General features: G+C 41.9%; 18 protein-coding genes and 2 pseudogenes. All 20 read right to left on the bottom strand.

The features are described 5' to 3' along the window. Positions 1-21: 21 nt before the first annotated feature. A complete protein-coding gene (locus tag BWD121_RS02675; protein WP_078663280.1) occupies positions 22-1,209 on the bottom strand; it encodes an N-acetylmuramidase domain-containing protein in 1,188 nt (395 codons plus the stop codon). Then, positions 1,206-2,522, bottom strand: a complete 1,317-nt coding sequence (locus BWD121_RS02670; protein ID WP_078663279.1) for a contractile injection system protein, VgrG/Pvc8 family — start codon at positions 2,520-2,522, stop codon at positions 1,206-1,208. The genes BWD121_RS02675 and BWD121_RS02670 overlap by 4 nt, the downstream gene beginning before the upstream one ends. Continuing rightward, complete coding sequence (locus BWD121_RS02665) at positions 2,519-2,743, bottom strand: tail protein X (RefSeq protein WP_078663278.1); 225 nt, start codon at positions 2,741-2,743, stop codon at positions 2,519-2,521. Before BWD121_RS02665 ends, BWD121_RS02670 begins: the two co-directional genes overlap by 4 nt. Further along, entirely contained in the window at positions 2,740-3,129 is a 390-nt protein-coding gene (locus tag BWD121_RS02660; protein ID WP_078663277.1) for a phage tail protein, read from the bottom strand. Before BWD121_RS02660 ends, BWD121_RS02665 begins: the two co-directional genes overlap by 4 nt. Before the next feature lie 5 nt (positions 3,130-3,134). Beyond that, positions 3,135-5,176 (bottom strand): annotated as a pseudogene (locus BWD121_RS08430) (phage tail tape measure protein). Further along, positions 5,173-5,286, bottom strand: a complete 114-nt coding sequence (locus BWD121_RS02645) for a GpE family phage tail protein (RefSeq protein ID WP_078663274.1) — start codon at positions 5,284-5,286, stop codon at positions 5,173-5,175. Before BWD121_RS02645 ends, BWD121_RS08430 begins: the two are co-directional and overlap by 4 nt. A 23-nt stretch (positions 5,287-5,309) precedes the next feature. Continuing rightward, positions 5,310-5,570, bottom strand: a complete 261-nt coding sequence (locus BWD121_RS02640; RefSeq protein ID WP_078663273.1) for a phage tail assembly protein — start codon at positions 5,568-5,570, stop codon at positions 5,310-5,312. A gap of 1 nt (position 5,571) precedes the next feature. After that, on the bottom strand, positions 5,572-6,078 hold the full coding sequence (locus BWD121_RS02635; protein WP_078663272.1) for a phage major tail tube protein: 507 nt from the start codon (positions 6,076-6,078) through the stop codon (positions 5,572-5,574). Next, positions 6,078-7,469 (bottom strand): phage tail sheath C-terminal domain-containing protein, encoded by a 1,392-nt coding sequence (locus BWD121_RS02630; RefSeq protein ID WP_078663271.1) that lies wholly within the window; start codon positions 7,467-7,469, stop codon positions 6,078-6,080. The genes BWD121_RS02635 and BWD121_RS02630 overlap by 1 nt, the downstream gene beginning before the upstream one ends. A 117-nt stretch (positions 7,470-7,586) precedes the next feature. Then, positions 7,587-7,811, bottom strand: coding sequence for a hypothetical protein (locus BWD121_RS02625; RefSeq protein WP_078663270.1), 225 nt, complete (start codon positions 7,809-7,811; stop codon positions 7,587-7,589). Positions 7,812-7,841: 30 nt separating this feature from the next. Beyond that, the gene (locus tag BWD121_RS02620; RefSeq protein WP_240536686.1) at positions 7,842-9,191 is read right to left on the bottom strand and encodes a Bgr_08870 family protein; all 1,350 of its coding nucleotides are present in this window, start codon (positions 9,189-9,191) and stop codon (positions 7,842-7,844) included. A 1-nt stretch (position 9,192) separates the two neighbouring features. Continuing rightward, positions 9,193-10,224 (bottom strand): hypothetical protein, encoded by a 1,032-nt coding sequence (locus tag BWD121_RS02615; protein WP_346418117.1) that lies wholly within the window; start codon positions 10,222-10,224, stop codon positions 9,193-9,195. A 68-nt stretch (positions 10,225-10,292) separates the two neighbouring features. After that, a complete protein-coding gene (locus tag BWD121_RS08655) occupies positions 10,293-10,628 on the bottom strand; it encodes a Bgr_08870 family protein (protein ID WP_346418116.1) in 336 nt (111 codons plus the stop codon). Positions 10,629-10,641: 13 nt separating this feature from the next. Continuing rightward, positions 10,642-13,800 carry a DUF4815 domain-containing protein gene (locus BWD121_RS02610; protein WP_078663269.1) on the bottom strand — a complete coding sequence of 1,053 codons (3,159 nt, stop codon included), beginning with the start codon at positions 13,798-13,800 and terminating at the stop codon, positions 10,642-10,644. 1 nt (position 13,801) lies between these two features. Next, on the bottom strand, positions 13,802-15,073 hold the full coding sequence (locus tag BWD121_RS02605; RefSeq protein ID WP_078663268.1) for a phage tail protein: 1,272 nt from the start codon (positions 15,071-15,073) through the stop codon (positions 13,802-13,804). Between the two features lie 2 nt (positions 15,074-15,075). Then, positions 15,076-15,900 (bottom strand): baseplate J/gp47 family protein, encoded by an 825-nt coding sequence (locus BWD121_RS02600; protein WP_078663267.1) that lies wholly within the window; start codon positions 15,898-15,900, stop codon positions 15,076-15,078. Then, positions 15,897-16,226 (bottom strand): GPW/gp25 family protein, encoded by a 330-nt coding sequence (locus tag BWD121_RS02595; RefSeq protein ID WP_240536685.1) that lies wholly within the window; start codon positions 16,224-16,226, stop codon positions 15,897-15,899. Before BWD121_RS02595 ends, BWD121_RS02600 begins: the two co-directional genes overlap by 4 nt. 8 nt (positions 16,227-16,234) lie before the next feature. Next, positions 16,235-16,972, bottom strand: coding sequence for a phage baseplate assembly protein V (locus BWD121_RS02590; RefSeq protein ID WP_078663265.1), 738 nt, complete (start codon positions 16,970-16,972; stop codon positions 16,235-16,237). Next, positions 16,956-17,487 (bottom strand): annotated as a pseudogene (locus BWD121_RS02585) (hypothetical protein). The gene BWD121_RS02590 and the pseudogene BWD121_RS02585 overlap by 17 nt, the downstream one beginning before the upstream one ends. Position 17,488: 1 nt before the next feature. Beyond that, positions 17,489-17,833 (bottom strand): hypothetical protein, encoded by a 345-nt coding sequence (locus BWD121_RS02580; protein ID WP_078663264.1) that lies wholly within the window; start codon positions 17,831-17,833, stop codon positions 17,489-17,491. Between the last annotated feature and the right edge of the window lies 1 nt (position 17,834).

Genomic DNA, 17,834 nt, shown 5'->3' with positions numbered 1-17,834 from the left:
CTTTTTTCTTAAAATAGCTTCCTAAATAGCTCTGCCTTTCTTGTAAGCTTTTAGATAAGTTCTTTTGACACGATCTGAGACGAGAACAATAATCAATCCTACAAAAATAGCAGCCATCCACCAATGATCCGAGATTGCTTTACCAATATGAACAAGCGGCTCTACAATAGAACTCATTTTTCCTATCGAGAGTTTAAGACTATCAAATAGCCCCATCTGTTCTGCTCCTATGAGAGTTGAACTGGCAGCAACAGCACCCCCCACCATTTGGGTTTTATCCGCATCTTTAATAATGTTCGTACCCTTTTTTCTCAAATCCGCCATACTGACACCAGAACGGCGAGGACTAATCATTGGCGTGGCTATATCAAGTGCTTCTTGGGTTTTTGCACCAACAACACCATCAACCTCTAAATTATGATCAGCTTGAAATGAAAAGATTGCACTGCGTGTATCTGGTCCATAATCGCTATCAATGGCAACAGGATAACCAAGATCATTAAGACGTTTTTGTAATCCTTCAACACGGTAGCCTTTACACCCTAGTCGTAAACCATTGGCACGAACAGAATTACTAACCTCTGCTGATTTTTTTGAGAGAGCACAATAAGCATTACGCATGCGTCGGCCATATTCTTTAACCATACCACTGCCATTGTAAACGCGTGCAATGGCATTAAAATCTTTGTCTCGTAAACTTGAGGCAAGACCACGAACTTTGAAAAAGGAAAACATTGCTCTTATTTGCTCGTCTTCACACGAACACATGCTGGTGACAAAATCTTGAACACTATTCCAACCAAGGATACCATAGTTATTTCCCATAATTTGACCAGCACCATAAGAAGCAGATTTTAAAGCAGCGTCTTCATCAATGGTCATAGCTGCAATAAGTAATTGTAAAGCTTGAGTGTTTGTTTTTTGCTCTTTATATCCTCCATCTTTGGGGCTAATCCACTTCTCTCTCGCAAGATCTTCTTTGACAGCTTGTTTACGCTTATGAGGGGGTAAATTCTTATAAAACTGATGTTTTTCAAAAAGGACTTTTACACGCTGTTCATCATCAAAACCTTTACCATCTGACTCCACAGAAATAATCGCAGCAACGACAGCTTCTTCACAACCAATCTCTTGTGCTAAGGATTTCACCAGACCTTGTGTACGTGCTTTGCATTCACCATTGAGTAATTTTTCTACAATCTCTGTCATGTATCTTCCCCTTCCATATGAATAACACCTTCACCTTCATCGTAAGCATGAGGCGGGGCGTTATCATCTATTGTGTCGTCTTTATCGGGTGTGGTGTTTATGACGTTTTGCGCTGTATTCTCTTGTGCTTCATTAAACAGTTCACACTCTATGCTTGTTGTATAACCGCCCGCTGTATCCAACCGATGTTTGACACTTTTAATGCGCCATTGTTCTGGAATGTAAGGACGGAAAGGAGGGACTTGGATAAGCTTCATTTCAGTTTGAATGAATGGATCTCCACCCATATCACACGAAAATGTGGCTTTACCCCGTGATGATTTATTACGATAAGCGGCAATAGCAGCAACGGCTTCTGATTGATTGTGGTAGGTATATTTTAATTCATGAAAAGGCGCTTGACCGGTTTTGACCTCTTTCTTTTCACCACTGCGTAAATCATGATAGGTTGCTATCACACCTCCTTTCTTTTCTTCCTCTTGCTTTTCAACTTTCTCTTGCTTTTTAAGTGTGTTTTCTGAACGAGCTAATGAACGCAAAGGAGATTCATCCATATGAATGGATGTTTCTTCATCATACTCTTCAATTGTCTCTGGGTTTTGTGCTGCTGATGCAGCTTTTTGATCATCCCCTTCACCCGATGTTAAGCCCTGGGCTTCCCCTGCTTCATCGCGTGCATTATATTTAAAATCCCAAGAGCTACACATCCTTTCATGAATAGTGACCACAGACAGCATCTCTCCAGTAATGGCTTTTCCTTCACCACGTTTAGCTAGAACAAGTCTGTTATCCATAGGCTTTACGACAGCGTCATATTCTGCAGCAAGACGTGTTGCAAAAGCCATGTCGCTTTCACCCGTTTGATCAATGTGACGCACGACAATCTTTGCAAGAGAAGGATCAACCTCGGGAATATAGCCATTGCGTGTTGCTATCTCTTGAATAATCTTGCCCAGTGTTATCTGATGATAAGACTGACTTTTGGGGGTTCGGTAAGACGTGTTCATAGAAGCCGCACGTCCTGTCACACTTAAACTTTGTGGTGGACTGCTGACAGATATTTCATCAATCAGATAGGATCCCATGTCACGTGCTTTACCATTTTCATAACCAAGCGTTATAGAAATAACTGTTCCAATTAAAGGGATCTCTAAAAAACCATTATCACTGATGCGCGCACGATCATCGAGCTCTATGGTGATCCGATCACTTTTGTCTTCTGCTTCATCGGTTATTTCAATGGATAGAACATAATCCATTAAAGCTTTTGTGACATCCTCACCATTAGACATCACCCTGCAGAAAGGTTTCATTGTTTGCTGCCCCAGAGCCTAATGACGGGTGTTGCTTGAGGATGAGGAAGGGAAGGTAAAATAATTGTGATCCCCGCTTTTAAAATGGGTCCAAGATCTGCTAGTCTGTGGTTGGTTGCATAAACACGCTCAACAGCCAGTGCTTGCTGACCCTTTGGATAGTGTCTCCAGCAAATGGCATCAACCATATCGCCATCTTTGGTAACGTAAATATCACTCACCACATGCCCCCATCTCCACCATATTCTCTTAGTTGCAATGTGAATTCTTGCTTGCGTGGATCACCGTTTTTATGAAAAAAGCTCTGTTTTTCATCTAGGGAAAGAATAACAAATTTACCGAAAATTTTGCCTTTTCCACTTACCAACAAATGTGGCCCTACATGCGCCATGCTCCGCAATCTATCCAATTGACCGTAACTACCCTTAAAATTCGGATAAATCACGCCTGATAAAGAATATTCGGCATTAGCAATGGCCGGCAACTGAAACGCTGCTTTACTTCCCAGACGTCCTTGCTCTACCCATGGAACATCATAAGTCATCTCAAGTTCTTGATAGGCAGCTGTGTTAACGGAAAAAATAAAATCCCCCAATGCTAACATCATGACGCTTAATCCGATAAACTTGAGTTAATTGCTAAACGTTGCTGTCTAGCTTGATCTGCAAGAGCTTTTTTAATAGCAGCACTAATATCCTGCGGTGAACCGCTGCCCCCACTGATGTTTAAACCGCTAATCGTAATAGATGCATCAACATTAGTCGTCTTATTTTCCTTATGTGCCATAATCGGTTCAGGCGTTTTAAATGCCTCCCCATAAGGTCGCCTACCTTCACCATTAACATATCTCTCATCTGTGTAATAACGTTGCTCAGGAGAGATGTTAGAAACAACAGTTGAATGAATAATCTTTTGTGCGTATGTTTTTGTCTCTTGTGTGAGATTCTTTAAACTCTCGGTAGTGTTTTTGCTAACTGTAACGTTAAATCCTAGCTTGTCTTTAACAAAATCAGGCATCCACCCCATTAATTTTTGCACCGCACCAGAAAGCCATTGTGTCATAGTATCCCATACGCTTTTGAGACCATCCCACAGACCTGTAATCAGGCTAGCACCTGCCTCAAATAAACTGAGATTAGAAAACCAATCAAAAAATTGATTAATTGTCTCCCCAAGAGAGCTCCATAACCGCCCGCAGGAGGCCATGACCTCATCCCAATTTTCGTAAAGCCAAACAGCTGTTGCAACAAGCTTCTTAATGCCATTAATTACATAACCGATAAGCGTATACTTCATAATGAAGTCACCCAGCTTAACAAAGGCATCGCAAATCTTATTGAGTGCTATAGTAAGCACTTTCTTGACTTTATCCCAATAGACATAAAGTGCGACCCCTGCTGCAATAAGCCCTATAATAGCTGCTGCAATCCACCCAACAGGTGTGGTCATAATGGCCGCACCAAATGTAAAAAAGCTGTAGTAAGTGTGTAAATCGCTGTTATAAGTGGCCCCATAATAAGGGTAACAATAGTTGTACCAAATGTAACAAACGCTGCACCAACCACAGCAAGTGCTGAAACCAGTGGCCCCACAATGAAGGCCACAAGAGCTGTAAGACCTATTTTAAAGAGAGTTATCTCACCAATTAGTGGCTCTAACCATCGAAACCAGCCTTTAATACTTTCTGTAACATTTGTGATATTTTGCCTTAATTCAGAAGTAGGATCACATAAATCCTGTATAGCTTTTCTTAAAACCCTCGCCCAATTTGCGACAGTTGTTTGAATGAGATCACGGTTTTCATCAATCAACTTTGAAAAGGCATCAATCAAATCATTGATTACCGGCATGAACCGTGCCCCAATAAAAGTGGCAACACCGCCCAGTTTTTTCTTAAAAGCTCCAAGCTTATCATTTAAATCTGCAGCATAGTGAGCAACATCAGCCCCCATAAGCCATCCGCTCTTTTTTGCCTTTTCAAACAACTCCTTGATAGGCTCCATACCTTGCGAGAGCATGGCAGCCATTTCTTTACCGTCACCACCAAAAAGCAAGGCAGCAATATGTTGTCTTTGTGCTTGGTTGTCTATCTTACTCATCTTGTCGGTAATTTCTTCTAACAAGTCTGAGTTTGATTTAAGCTTTCCAGAGGCATCTTTTACAGAAATACCAAGCGCCTGAAACCCCATAATTCCCCTTTTTTGTCCAGCTAAAGCTTGTGCTGAACGCCTGTTTAAAACAGCCAGGGATTGTTGGAATTTCTCAGCAGAATAACCTGAATTATCCGCTGCATCACCCCATAACTGAAGATCTTTAACGCTCATACCTAAATGACGCGATGCGTGGTGAAGACTATCCCCCATATGCATGGTTTTCATAGTCACTGCAGTCAAGCTTGCAGCAAGACCGCCACCAGCAAGGCCTAATGCTCCTGATAACATAGAAACACGGTTGGTTACTGTACCAAGAGCATTGTTGACCCCTTTTAAGCTTGCTGTCATTTTGCGTGTCGCAGCCATAAGGCGAGGGATTTTAAACTTATTTGATAATTTATTTGATAAGTCCGTTAAACGTTTTTGAATACGTTTAATGGGTGCAGTTATCTTGTCTTCAAGGGTCAATCGCACCTTAGCATCTGCAACTGTTTTACTCATTTTTTCTTATACCTTTCTGCAGCTTTATGGCGCCAAAACCAGAGCTCTTGAGGTTCCATTTCCATCATCTCTGAAAGGGGCCAATGAAACACGATAGCAATATCGGCCATGAGTTCAGCGGCGGTTTCCCAGGTTAGGTAGCCCGCCGCTTTATAAAAGCCGCCAATTTTTTCCCGATATTTTCCATATCATCGACATCAAGTTCACCAACAGCCTCTTCAGGCCACCCAGAAAGACGTGAAATCATAATTATCGTTTGCTCAACACCTTCTGTTTTATCAGTAGCTTCGGCGTCTTTTACCTTTGGACGGCGTAAAGTGATTTCGGTGCGTTCTTTTCCTTCAACGTTAATGGGGAAGAGCAATTTATGGGTAATATTTTGTTTAATAGTCATTTTACATTCCTAAAAGTTCTCTATGTTTTGCTAATTGATCAACGCCATTGAATTTTCTCACCATGTTGTAAGCATCAATCTCAACGATTTCCTTGTCATTTTGAACATATTTGAAATAATTCAGGGTATAATTGATCGTTGTGGTAGACTTAGCACCAGGCTGCCATTGGCCAGGTTCATAGCCCTTGCAAAATCCACGCATGGAGATTACAACTCCTTCTTCTGCTGCACCCTGTGCTTGAATTGCACCACGCAAAGAAATATCAATATTGGGTTTACCCAAAAGACCTAGAAGTTCGTCAGAGCAATCTGCAACAGTCATAGAAAGCGTGAGCTCTTCCATTCCCATCTCGATTCCAACAGGAACATCCATGCCACCTGCACGAAAACTTTCAACGACGAAATTTAAACTTGGTAAAGTAACACTGTCACATTTTTCTCTATAGGGAATCCCATCAACATAAATGTTAAAATGTTTCAAAGCTCTTGGTAATCTAGGTGCAATCATTAAAGGATCTCCTCTATGTAATCATTGACAATACGCGAACGGAACGTGATGCGTTCTGCTGGCGTGGTTGGTTGGAATTCGACATTGAAATAGACTTGTCCACTTTCAATGGCACTTGGTGTATTAAGTTCGAGGTCAGGATAACAACGCCCTCCAATAATGGCGCCTTGTGCTTTCAAGTCACGTAAATAAGCATTGACGCTTTCACTCACATCGCTCAGATAAGTTTTTGTGATGTTTCGATCGACTGCCCACATATGCCCACGTAAAATGGCATCGTTAATCATATCTGCAGTTCTCACCACGGATATAAAAGCAAACTTTGGATCTGATGAAAGTGTACGATTACCCCATAAGCGATAACCATTCTCACGAATGATTGTTGTTATATTCTTTTCATTAAGCAAATTAGCACGACTGGAACTGTCACCAATGGCAAAATCAATGGGTCGTGCTGTACCACTAATGCCATTGATCCCTTTGTTTGAAGGAGAATGCCAAAAACCGTGCGTGAAATCTGTTTTAGCAATAATACCGGCAACTACTGAACTTGCTGGTTCTTGTGAAATTCTTCCATTACGCAAAACACTTACAAATGGGTCAGCTATGATGGCACGTTTGGAATCAAAATCTCCTCTCGTTGAGATTGCTTCTTCATCCGTTGTGTTGGGTCCATCAATCACCACAATAGCGCGTAAACGTTCAGCAATACCAATTAGCTCTGCTGCTACGGGATTAGACATTTTTTTGATTGTCGCTTCGGCTGTGGCACCTTCTCCATCACCTTCAATGGTTACACGAGGGGCTTCTTCATAACCACTTCCACTCTCATCAACTACAATGCTTCGCACTTCTCCATCAGAAACAATAGCTGTCGCCTTGGCATTGCCTTCTATTTTAACAGTAGCGTATGTGTAACCACTGCCTCCGTTTGAGACACTTATAGCAGACACACCAGCATCGCGTTTGTGAGTAAAACCAGGAGCAATCAGAATGCGTGGTGTTTGCCCAACGATGGATTGTGCTCCTATGAAAGCATGGACACCTTCGTAAGAACCATTGGCATTGACACCACCTAAAACATTCGTCAATGTTTTGTTTTCATCTCTGCTTTCTTCTACGCGCACCACAACAACAATGGCACCTGCTTGTTTGAAAATCAGATCAACAGCATTGGGCAGTGTACCTTCTCCTGTGTTGTATTTGTCGAGTTTAGCTGCCTTGGAAAGAGATCCTGATATTAAAACCGGTGTATTAAGAGGAAAGACCTCTTCATCTGCATTGGGTGCTGTACCTACAATGCCTATAACTGCCGACTGAATTGGCGCAATAGGGCGTGTGCCATCGTCATTCTCGATGACTTCAACACCGTGTAAAAATCCTGATGCCATTCTTGGTGCTCCTTTAAATGATTGGCTGATGAAAAAATAAAGGCCAAATAAATCTATTTGGCCTTGCACTGCTTTCTTAAGAAAGGTTTTGATGAAACTTAACTGAAGTGTCCTTCTTTACACCTCTATGGGGTCTTCAGATGTCTCTGGTTGTGTTGTTTCAGTGAAAGATAAGTCGTCTTTTTCCTCATCAACAGGAGGATAAAATTGCCCGTCTTTATAAGTCCAACCGATTTGTGCTTCGTTTGAGGCAATAGCTTTCCCTTCAAACGGATAAACATAATCCTCTGGTGCAACAATAATATTAGTTACCATACCATTTTCAACAACTGCATATTGCATAAAAACTCCTTTGTAAAAATCTTTAGGACGTTAATTCTTCCATAGTCTTATAAGGACAGCACCATTAGCTCCCTTACCGCCAGCATCTTGAGCTCCACGAGCACCACTACCACCACCACCATAACCTGCACCTCCAACTCCTGAGATAAGGTTACCTAAACCACCTCCCTGTGCTCCAGTAACCCCTTTTATCGCATTGCCTGCATTGCCACCAAAGCCACTTCTTTGTTTATATTCTCCATGCCCTCCGGCATAACCATTACAAGCTCTGACAAGACCGGGATGTTCATCAGTTACCAAACCAAAGTTATCTCCTCTACTCCCGTAGCCACTGTTTCCTACCTTCTGTTCAACACCGGGCCCACCACCGCCACCACCTGCGACGGCAATAAAATTATTGCCTATAATTGTGTGTCCTCCAGAATTACCACCATAGCCTGATCCACCACCATCATGTCCCCCACTACCAATGATGATATCGTGATGTCCATTTAAACTTGACTTATAGCCATACCACACTACGCAGCCACTACCACCGCCACCGCCACCCGGATAATCATTGTTCTTTGCACTACCGCCGCCGCCGCCCCATGCTTGGATCTCAACTTTGGTTTCATCAGTTGCCCAATCTGGCCATTTAATTTTCTCACTTTGTGTAATAAGTAATTCCGCATCAGCAAGCTTAGAGCAACTTGTATTTTCATCAGTCAAAGATTGTTTCAGTTTTTCGATTTCTTTTGACATAGCTTCATCCAATTGCGATTTAGTATAAATGGGTTCATCATCAATCTTGAGAGGTCCTTTAAGCAAGCTTCCAGTTGTGCTTAAATTTGTCACCACTTTATCTTTCTGCTTTACAGTTAAAAAAGAGGTTTCAGCTAATTCAACACCTTCTTCAATGTTGATCTTACCTTTAAAAACATTGGTATTTTCCCATTCGTTTTTACCCGATAAACATCCATAATCTTTCAGATCTACATTGACAGTTGCTATATATTTCTCAAGATCTGTAATATCTTCAGCTTCATGTTGGTGCGGGTGGAAGAGTGATGTCGGATCACCAAAGACAAAGCAATCCTCACTTGATTTATATAAAACATGATTTTCAGGTGCATCGTTGGCACCTTCGACATCAGTCAAATCAACCAAAGCAAATGTTTTATCTGTTGCCATCTTGCCACTTAATGCTTCTTCAAGCTCACTGACTTCACTCATCTCATGAGTGTGCTGTAAAGGCACCTTACCATCTGTTTTTTCGTCAAGATCAGAAACCGCCTGATCAATTATTATCAAATCTTCACGTGTAATAGGAAATTCAACACTAATAAAACGACCTTCTAAGGGTAATTCCATTGCCAACTTATTTGTTTTCGCCATCATATTATTCCTGTCGCATTAAAGTACTGAAAGCTTTATAATTTAGATCACTGATCTTTTCATATGGTTTCTTCCATATTCTTATAAGAACAGCACCATTAGCTCCATTGCCACTGGGATTATTTTGATAATGCGATCCAGCACCGCCACCACCAAATCCACGACCTGGTTTACCTGAAATAAAGTGCCCCCTGCCAGTCCCTCCACAGCCGCCTCTTGATGTATCCCCTCCAGCATCACCACCAAAGCCACTTTTAAATCTAGCATTGCCTTTCGTTCCCGAGCTACCATTGCCACTTTTGGCAAGATCTGGACGACCGTCCATTAATTCAGTAACGGTTTTTCCTTCTCCTCCAACACCACCTTGTCCTGAACTAGTGTCAGAAGCTCCCCACCCCCCACCGCCGCCTGTGGCTACGATAAGATTCTTTCCAACAGTTGTTTTTCCACCAGGATTGCCTGACGTATTTTTATCTTTTACAGAAGCTCCACCTTTACCAATGATGAAGTCTTCATGCTCATTCAAACTTGATTTATGGCCATACCATACTGAGCATCCTCCTCCACCGCCACCGCCGCCCAAATGTATCTGACCAGCTCCCCCACCAGAACCGCCGCCGCCCCACGCTTGGATTTCAACCACGGCTTCATCGGTTATCCAATCTGGCCACTTAATCTTCCCACTTTGTGTGTAAAGTAACTCGGCATCAGCACGCTTAGGCCAATGAACGAGCTTATTGATGACAACAGAGCAACTCGAGTTCTCATCAGTCAAAGACTGTTTTAGTTTTTCTATTTCTTCCGATATAGCTTTATCCGCTTGCGGTTTGGTGTAAACGGGTTTGCCATCAACCTTAAGAGGCCCTTTAAGCAAACTTCCAGTTGCATTTAACTGTGTCACCACTTTATCACTTTGTTTCAAAGTTAAAGAAGAGGTTTCAGTTAATTCAATGTCCTTTTCAACACTGACTTTACCTTTGAAAACATTGGTATCTTCCCACGCATTTTCACCAGACAAACACCCATAATCTTTCAAATCTACATTGACGCTTTCTACATACTCTTCAAGACCTGTGATATCTTCAATGGTATGCTGGTGTTCGCCTAAGAGCGAGAGAGCAGTGCCAAAGGCAAAGCATCCTCACCTGATTTATACAAAACATGATTTTCAGCTGCATCGTTGGCACCTTGGATATCAGTTAAATCAACCAAGGCAAAGGTCTTATCTACCTCCATCTTTCCACTGAGTGCATCTTCAAGTCCACTGACTTCACTCATCTCATGAGTATGCTGTGAAGGAGCCTTCTCATCCACTTTTTCATCCAGATCAGAAACGGCTTGGTCAATGATAATCAGGTTTTTACGTAAAAGAGGAAATTCAGCGCTGATAAAACGACCTTCTTGAGGTAATTCCATTCCTAACTTCTCTGTTTTCGCCATGATATTACTCCTGTCACATAATTCCCGCACCAAAATCACTTGCCATAGAACGTGCAGCAGGACCGCCAGTTAATGTCAGTCTCAAACGCGCTTGCCCAGCTGTCTTATCTTCACTGACAAATTTACGTTCCGTCCAAAGTGGCTGTGCGAGTTGTTCTGTTTCTTCTAATTTTAGGGAAGTGAAATCACCATCATCCAGTTGCAGCTCCATTTTGAAAGTCGAACCGCCTGGTAAAAAAGTTTTAATATAACTGGTTAGTCTCGACTTTTCTCCAAAGGAAAAAGCACGTGTGACATAGGTTGCTTCTTTTCTAATCTTGCCCGCGATCAATTCAATGGGAGCAAACAACACTGGCGATAGCTTCCCGGTCCCTTTTAAAATGGCACGTAACTGGACTTTTTCACTGATATATTCCGTTAAACTCAGCAATTGGAACGGTAAGAGTTGATAAATTGTACCGTTGTTGCGTTCAATTTCAAAGATGACAGAACATTCACTGGAAGGCAATTCAATCGCTGCACGCACCTGCAAATCAGAACATTCTTTAAGATCAAACTCACCTAAATCGACAGTTTTTTCTGTTTGTGTATAACGAGCAGCAAGTACACGAAATGCTAAGGCTTCATCTTGATGAGCTGTCCATGTTTGCGCATTCACAGAAGAAAAACGAGGACCTGTGATATAAGGATGGCTAGAAACATATCTTTGGTTTTCTTCGTCAAAATCTCCAAGTTTTGCTAATGAAACAGAATGATCGCCATCATCTGTTTTAATGACAAAGGCGGTTAAACGATCATTAAGCACAGTTAATGGAACACTATAACGTGCTGCAGCCCATCCCGTTTCAGCCTCTTTCATTGAATAAAGAGCTTGTGCTTGAATGTCAGATGTAGGATAGCCATTGTCTGTTGTAACAAGATCAATCATCAAATCATGAGCACGATTACCAATCTTGCAAATATGGAAATCAATACCTGTTATTTGCCGCGTTTCATCGGGTGTAAAGACTTGTGCTTGTGGATCAGATTTTTTCCATACACGCACTGTTGTGACACGCCGCATAACCTGCACATCAATCACACCTTGCCCTGTGAAAAGGCCTGTAGCCGTTGTTTTTCCTGTACCAACAGCAATGACGTTCTTTGTTCCTGCTGTGATGTCTTTGGGAATTTTAAATTTCCCTTCAATAATGCCTTGAGGATTGGCAGTAAGTGTCTCTTTTGGTAAAACATTAACGCCATCAAATGTCAGACTTTCTAAAATCTCTCCTTTACCAAAGCCTTCAATCTTAAAGTTGAGATCAATTTGTCTTAAGAAATCAATTTGCTCTTGATGTGTGCTGACCAGTTCATCCTTCGTTTCTGTAGTACGACCACCCCCAGGACGGCTGCCCATCGACAATTCATTGGTCACACCTGAAAGCCAATCTGTACGCTGAACACGCCAGAAGTCCGTTGCAGGGGTGAGAGCGAGTGTGCCTGGCAATGGGTCAAAGTTTTGATAAGGATTGATTTTCTCGCAAGCAGTCATCAATTCTTGCGCAATGATGACTTCATTCTCCCAATCAAGGGTAACAGGCTCATTTAAGGAAGCGTAGTAAAATGTAGGCTCAATGGCAAGGCGTAACAAGCCATGACCTATGGCACCTGTTTGCTCGATTCCTTCATCACGAAGACTGTCATCAAGAAAAGGATCGGCAATCATCCCTTTTTTAGAGACAGGTTCTTTTGAATCAACATTGCTCTTAATCTTTTCAAGCTGTAACAACCGATCAAGGTCAAGAACACGGTTAAAATAGCGCCACATTTCAGCATAAGGGGCAACACGTGTGCCATTATTATCGACACGTGGATAATCAAGCCAATTATTTGTGATCGTTGCAAGCGATAAGATATCATCAGGAACACTAGGTGCTATGGGATTGTCTGCTGAAATCCCCTGAATGTAAACCACTCCACCTTGAGCATTTAAGCCTATGCGGTCAATACGAGGGAGTTTGTAGGTGTAACTGACAATAATATCTCCACCTTCAGCACCATCTGAAACAGTAATTTCCCGCGCTGTGACCTTATCAGCATCCACCTTTGCACGATAATGATAGGTGACCTCATAAGTGCTACCTGGTTTAGGCTCATCACCAGATAAAGACCAGTCAATCGTATCACCAGTCTTTTTAAAGTCTACACCTTCTTTAAATTCCTTATCCCCTTGAACGACTTTCACAAAACTGACAACACTTTTATCGGGAACTCCATCACGCCCTGAGGCTACGCCACCGCGGGTGACATTAGTGGTCTTTTCTTTTGTGAGTAAAATAGAGTGAACAGTTGCGATGGGAAAATAATAAGTTTCAAACGTAAAGCTTGTCTTCTCCGATTTAGTTGCCTTGGCTTTCTTGGATGTAAAGAGATGTGTTTCACTTGGCACTATACCTTCACAGTAGTCTTCTGGCTCTTCATGCCTTAAAGCAGCAAGGCGTTTATGCTTAAAGCCATTAATATTGGCTTCGCCTTCTTCTATACTAAATATTTGTTTGCCATCATTTTGTCCTAAGGCTGTCACCCGACAACCATTGACAATATAATGCCCATGAGCACGGTCATAAGTTGCAATAGCTTGCAAGGCAGGCTCTAACAATGAAGGGGGCTTCTGATCAATCAAAGTGCCATCTTGTAAGATATAGACGGGGAAGAAAACACCTTCTTGTTTGTCATTTTGTAAAGCCCATACAAGCTTTGCTGTTTCCCTTGCTGCTCCTGGTTCACCTTCTGCCAATGTGCCTGGAATTTGACCTAATAACTGTGGATCATCTTCATGGGTTATCCATTGTTTTTGGAGTTTCACACCGATCTCTACACGTCCAAGCATGGGGACATTGTTTAAAACGGTTTCTGCTACAGGGAAAATATCCCCTGCGATAAAGATTTTCCCTTCTGTCAAAGTGACTTTTTGAGTGCTTTGATCAACGAAAGCATCGGCACGCTCAATACGGTCACCTTCTTTGGCCACAAGTCTTCCTAAACGATCATGACGGCCACGAATAATGGTTTGAACTTCATTGAGTTCTGCGCTTTGAATAAAGGGGCGTTCTCCATAGAATACGACGCTTTGTTGTTCGTCTTTGCCTACAGATCGGTCAATTGCAAACGGCAAACCGCTTTCATGCTCCATATTAAAACCTCAATAAAATTTTGAATTGTTCACGAACGTCTTTACGTAAAGATAGAGAGACAGGGGTTTTGAGAATCTCCACGCCATCAATAAGCTCATCAGGCTCTAACCATAGTTTGCCAGGCGAGATATGTTTTGCAGGAGCCGCATGCACGAAAACGGAAACAAACGCTGCTTGTTTATCGTTGATATCATCAAACTGTGTTCGTGCTGCAAGCAAAACTTTTGTACCCTTTATAAAGGGTGTAAAGCGATGACCTGAATAACTGTAAACTCCATCTGAAACTCTTGTCACTTGCTGGACAATGTTACATCTTCGATAACCAATCAGCTTATTATTGTTATCTCTTAAAGCCAGATAAAGGGTGCGATCTTTAAACCAATTCGCCATCAATATATCGCGCCCATTTTTTTGATCTGATACCCAAGGAACATTTGCTTCATCCCATGGATAATCTAAACTTTTCCAACTGAACTCCTCATTCTCATCATCAATCCAATTGTCAATAAGTTCATCATTTTCATTATAAAGGGAACGATCCTTAAACTGAGATGCTATCAATACATCATGCTCACTTATTTGCGCTGACTCCCAAGGGAAATTTGCTCTATCCCATGGATAATCTAAACCTTCCCAAACGAGCTCTTCTTGATCATCAATCCAATTGCCAATGAACTTTCCGTCTTCTTCAGTTAAAGTGAGGCTTATTTCTTTAGAACGCCCAAAGGAAAATACTGTGCCGCTTTCTGTCACGCACACACCACTTTGAGAGTCAAACATGCTGTCATCTAAGCGAGATATATTCCCTTCTACAATGGGAGCGTCATAACCATGAATACCACGCCAAAGATCAGAGCGCAAACATTCAGAAAGCTTAACGATCCCTTCAATAGCTTTAAGTTTGTCTGTATCAGGCAATTGATCAAAATAAAGCTGGAATGAATTCCACCATTTTCGCTCTGGCCATGCTCCTACGAAATGTGCATTCAGATCTAACCATTCAAGCCCTTTATCAATAGCCGCTAAAGATCCACGTACCCGCTGCCATTCCGGTCCCGTTTCAAGCAAAACAGAGAAATCCGGAACATAAGATGTTAGTTCTCCAAGCCCATATTCTTCAACCAACCATGGCAAGAAGCTTGGGTCTATGATATCAAGCTTTGCACGAGAGATAAAATTGATTGAATCTTCAATGTCTTTATGAAAGTCACAAGCATCGGCAAGGCGCTTTTCAAATTGTGTTGTATTTGTTGGAAGTAAGCACCCAAGCATTACTATAGACGCCCTTTGAAATTGAGTGTTACTTTACCAATGGCTAAAACCTCTTCACTGGAGACGGCAATATCATTTGTTGGGTTAACAGCAATGACTTTTTGCACACCAGGGATCATCAGTTTTGAAATCCACCATGATGAACTCAACTCACGACCAAGGGCTTGCTCTTTCTTCCAAGCTGCCCGTAAATTTGCTTCCATTTGGGTTAAGATCTCTAAAGAGATTTCAGGTAAGAGCCAAACATCTGCTTCTAAATCTAAAACCTTTGTCACTGCAGCGTGAACTTCAATGGTATCATTGGTCATAATCACACTTTTATCCGTCAGCACTTCTTTGACTCTTTGTAATAATTCCTCACTCGCTGTTCCTTGCTCATTCTTGCCAAAAATAGCCACGTGAATGGTAGGATTTCTTCCTTTTCGATAAATGACCGCATCCTTCACACGATTATCTGCTGATAAGGCGAAATACCTATAATAAGGCTCTGTTCCACCCCCTTTACCAGCCCGTACACGAAGCTTAATGCGTTCACGATAGTTGTCATCGCTTTCACCTTCTAAGCGTTCAACACCATGCCACTCACCCAAAGCATCAAGAGCTTCCCCCTTTGCAAAATCAAGAACAGTGTTGCGTGCAGCCTCATTAATACGCTGCCTTAATAAAAACTCTCTGTAACTTGCAACCTCAATGATTTTAACCGCTGGATCACTTTCCAAAGGTGTGTAATTGGGTAAAAGCTGTTTTAAACTCTCAAGACAAGCAGCACGTATTTCTTCAATAGAAAGCTCTGGAATGATTTCTGGTTTTATGAAATCCTCATTCATCCTATCTGCAATCCTTCCATAGTGATTGGCTTTCCTGAAGGGATGTAAATTCCTTCAAAAAACATGGAAACTTTTCCCGGTTCAACAGAAGTTAAATTCACTTGTTGAAGCTTTAAACGAGGCTCCCATCTATCTAAAGCCTCTGCAACAGCTGCATAAATGGCAACCTTAAAGGTTTCATTGACTGGATCATCAATCAGATCAAGAACACGTGATCCATAATCACGACGCATAACCCGTGTTCCTATCCGTGTCGTTAAAATATCTATGATGGACTGACGCAAGTGATCAACTCCGACCATGGATTTGCCTGTCTGACAATTCATTCCTACACTCAAATGGGGCCTCCCGTCATAGCATTACCAGATGTAACACCAGGGTGTTTATGGCCACTTCCGACGTTAACACTATTATGCTTTAACCCACTTGATTTAACAGACACCTCACCACCCGCTTTGAGAGAGGTGCCACTACTTGATTTAAGGGACATATGACTGCCTGACTCAAGAGAAACCCCATCACTTGATTTGATAGAAACATCTCCCTCTGCCTCCAGTGTCATGTTTCCATCTGCTTTTAAAGTCATATCACTTTCTGAAATAATCTTTATGCCCTCTGGAGCGGTGATTTCTAATTCACCTCCTTCACCTTTCATGGAAACGCCGTCGGATATCGTTAAAATGAATTTGCCTTCTGACTTAATCGTCAATGAGTAAGTGCTTGTCTCATCGTCATATTCAACCGTTGTGCCATCAGGGTATATGGTTGTATGGATATTGCCCTTATCAGCTGCTTGATTGGCATCTGTATGAATAGAGCCAATAATCATCCCTTGTGATAAATCACCTGATGTGGAAAGGACAATAACTTGCTCACCCACATCACGTCCTTCATAGGAACGAGTTTTTCCTGCACGGGCCTGTGTATCTGGAATCCAATCACTTACAATATGACCGCTTTGAACACGATAGCGTGCGTTTTTATGATCAACGTGGCTAATCTTGCCCACCATAACCATATTGGCCACACGCCTTTTTAAATCTGTGATTTCGCTATCACGCCGCTCTAACATGGGGAATTTCCAGTGGTTTGATATTTATCCTCATTGTTAGGCCCTGTATCGGGATCAAAGCCTACACAAGGTTCAAAAAAGACAGCGCCTTCTTCTTCAGGAGGGATATTGGTTACATAAGTGACTTCAAAGGTTAAAATGGAACCATGCAATGCTAAGGAGCCGTTATCACCAAAAGCCATGGCTATGTTTTGTAAGCGACAGTTTTCAACTGTGTTGTTGAGACTGGGATTGCTATGGAAAATCGTTTCTATTTCCCAGGCTAATTGATCAACAAAGCGTGCTCCATTGTCTCTCGTGTCATAGCATTCAACATCAACCGTTAAAATACGTCGTCTTGCTCCATAATCATGCCCATCTTCTATCGTTTCGTTTGGGGTCGATACATTAACAAACGGATGCTCTTCATTAAAAAAATTAAAGTCTCGCATATTGTAAACTTCATCACCAGCCGATGTCTTGCCAGATTTGATCAACTCAACAAACGTCTCTCTTAATGTATCTCGTGGATGCATCTTAGCTCCTGTTTACGACAGATTCTTCGCGTAGGATAAGCTTGTACATATTGGATTCCGACGCTTGCACATTTGCGACAGAAAAATTCTCCTGGGAAGCAAGCAAAACAATATGATCTCCGAGTTCAGGTTGTACTCCACCAATATCGTTGATGCAGATATCAAGTTCTTTCCTTGGGATTGTTGTTTTGACTCTTCCCCCCGCTTCTTGTTCAGCATGCTTAATGCTGTAAATCGCTGTGATATGAAAAGATTGCCCTGTTTTTTTTCGTGTATAGATCACGGGCTGCCCAAAAGTGTTACGTACATCTTCAATCATTTGACTGAGCAGCCCATGCCATTGCATT

Source organism: Bartonella sp. WD12.1 (assembly GCF_002022415.1).
In the GTDB taxonomy this organism is placed as follows: domain Bacteria; phylum Pseudomonadota; class Alphaproteobacteria; order Rhizobiales; family Rhizobiaceae; genus Bartonella.
This window is presented reverse-complemented; position numbering and strand designations above follow the sequence as displayed.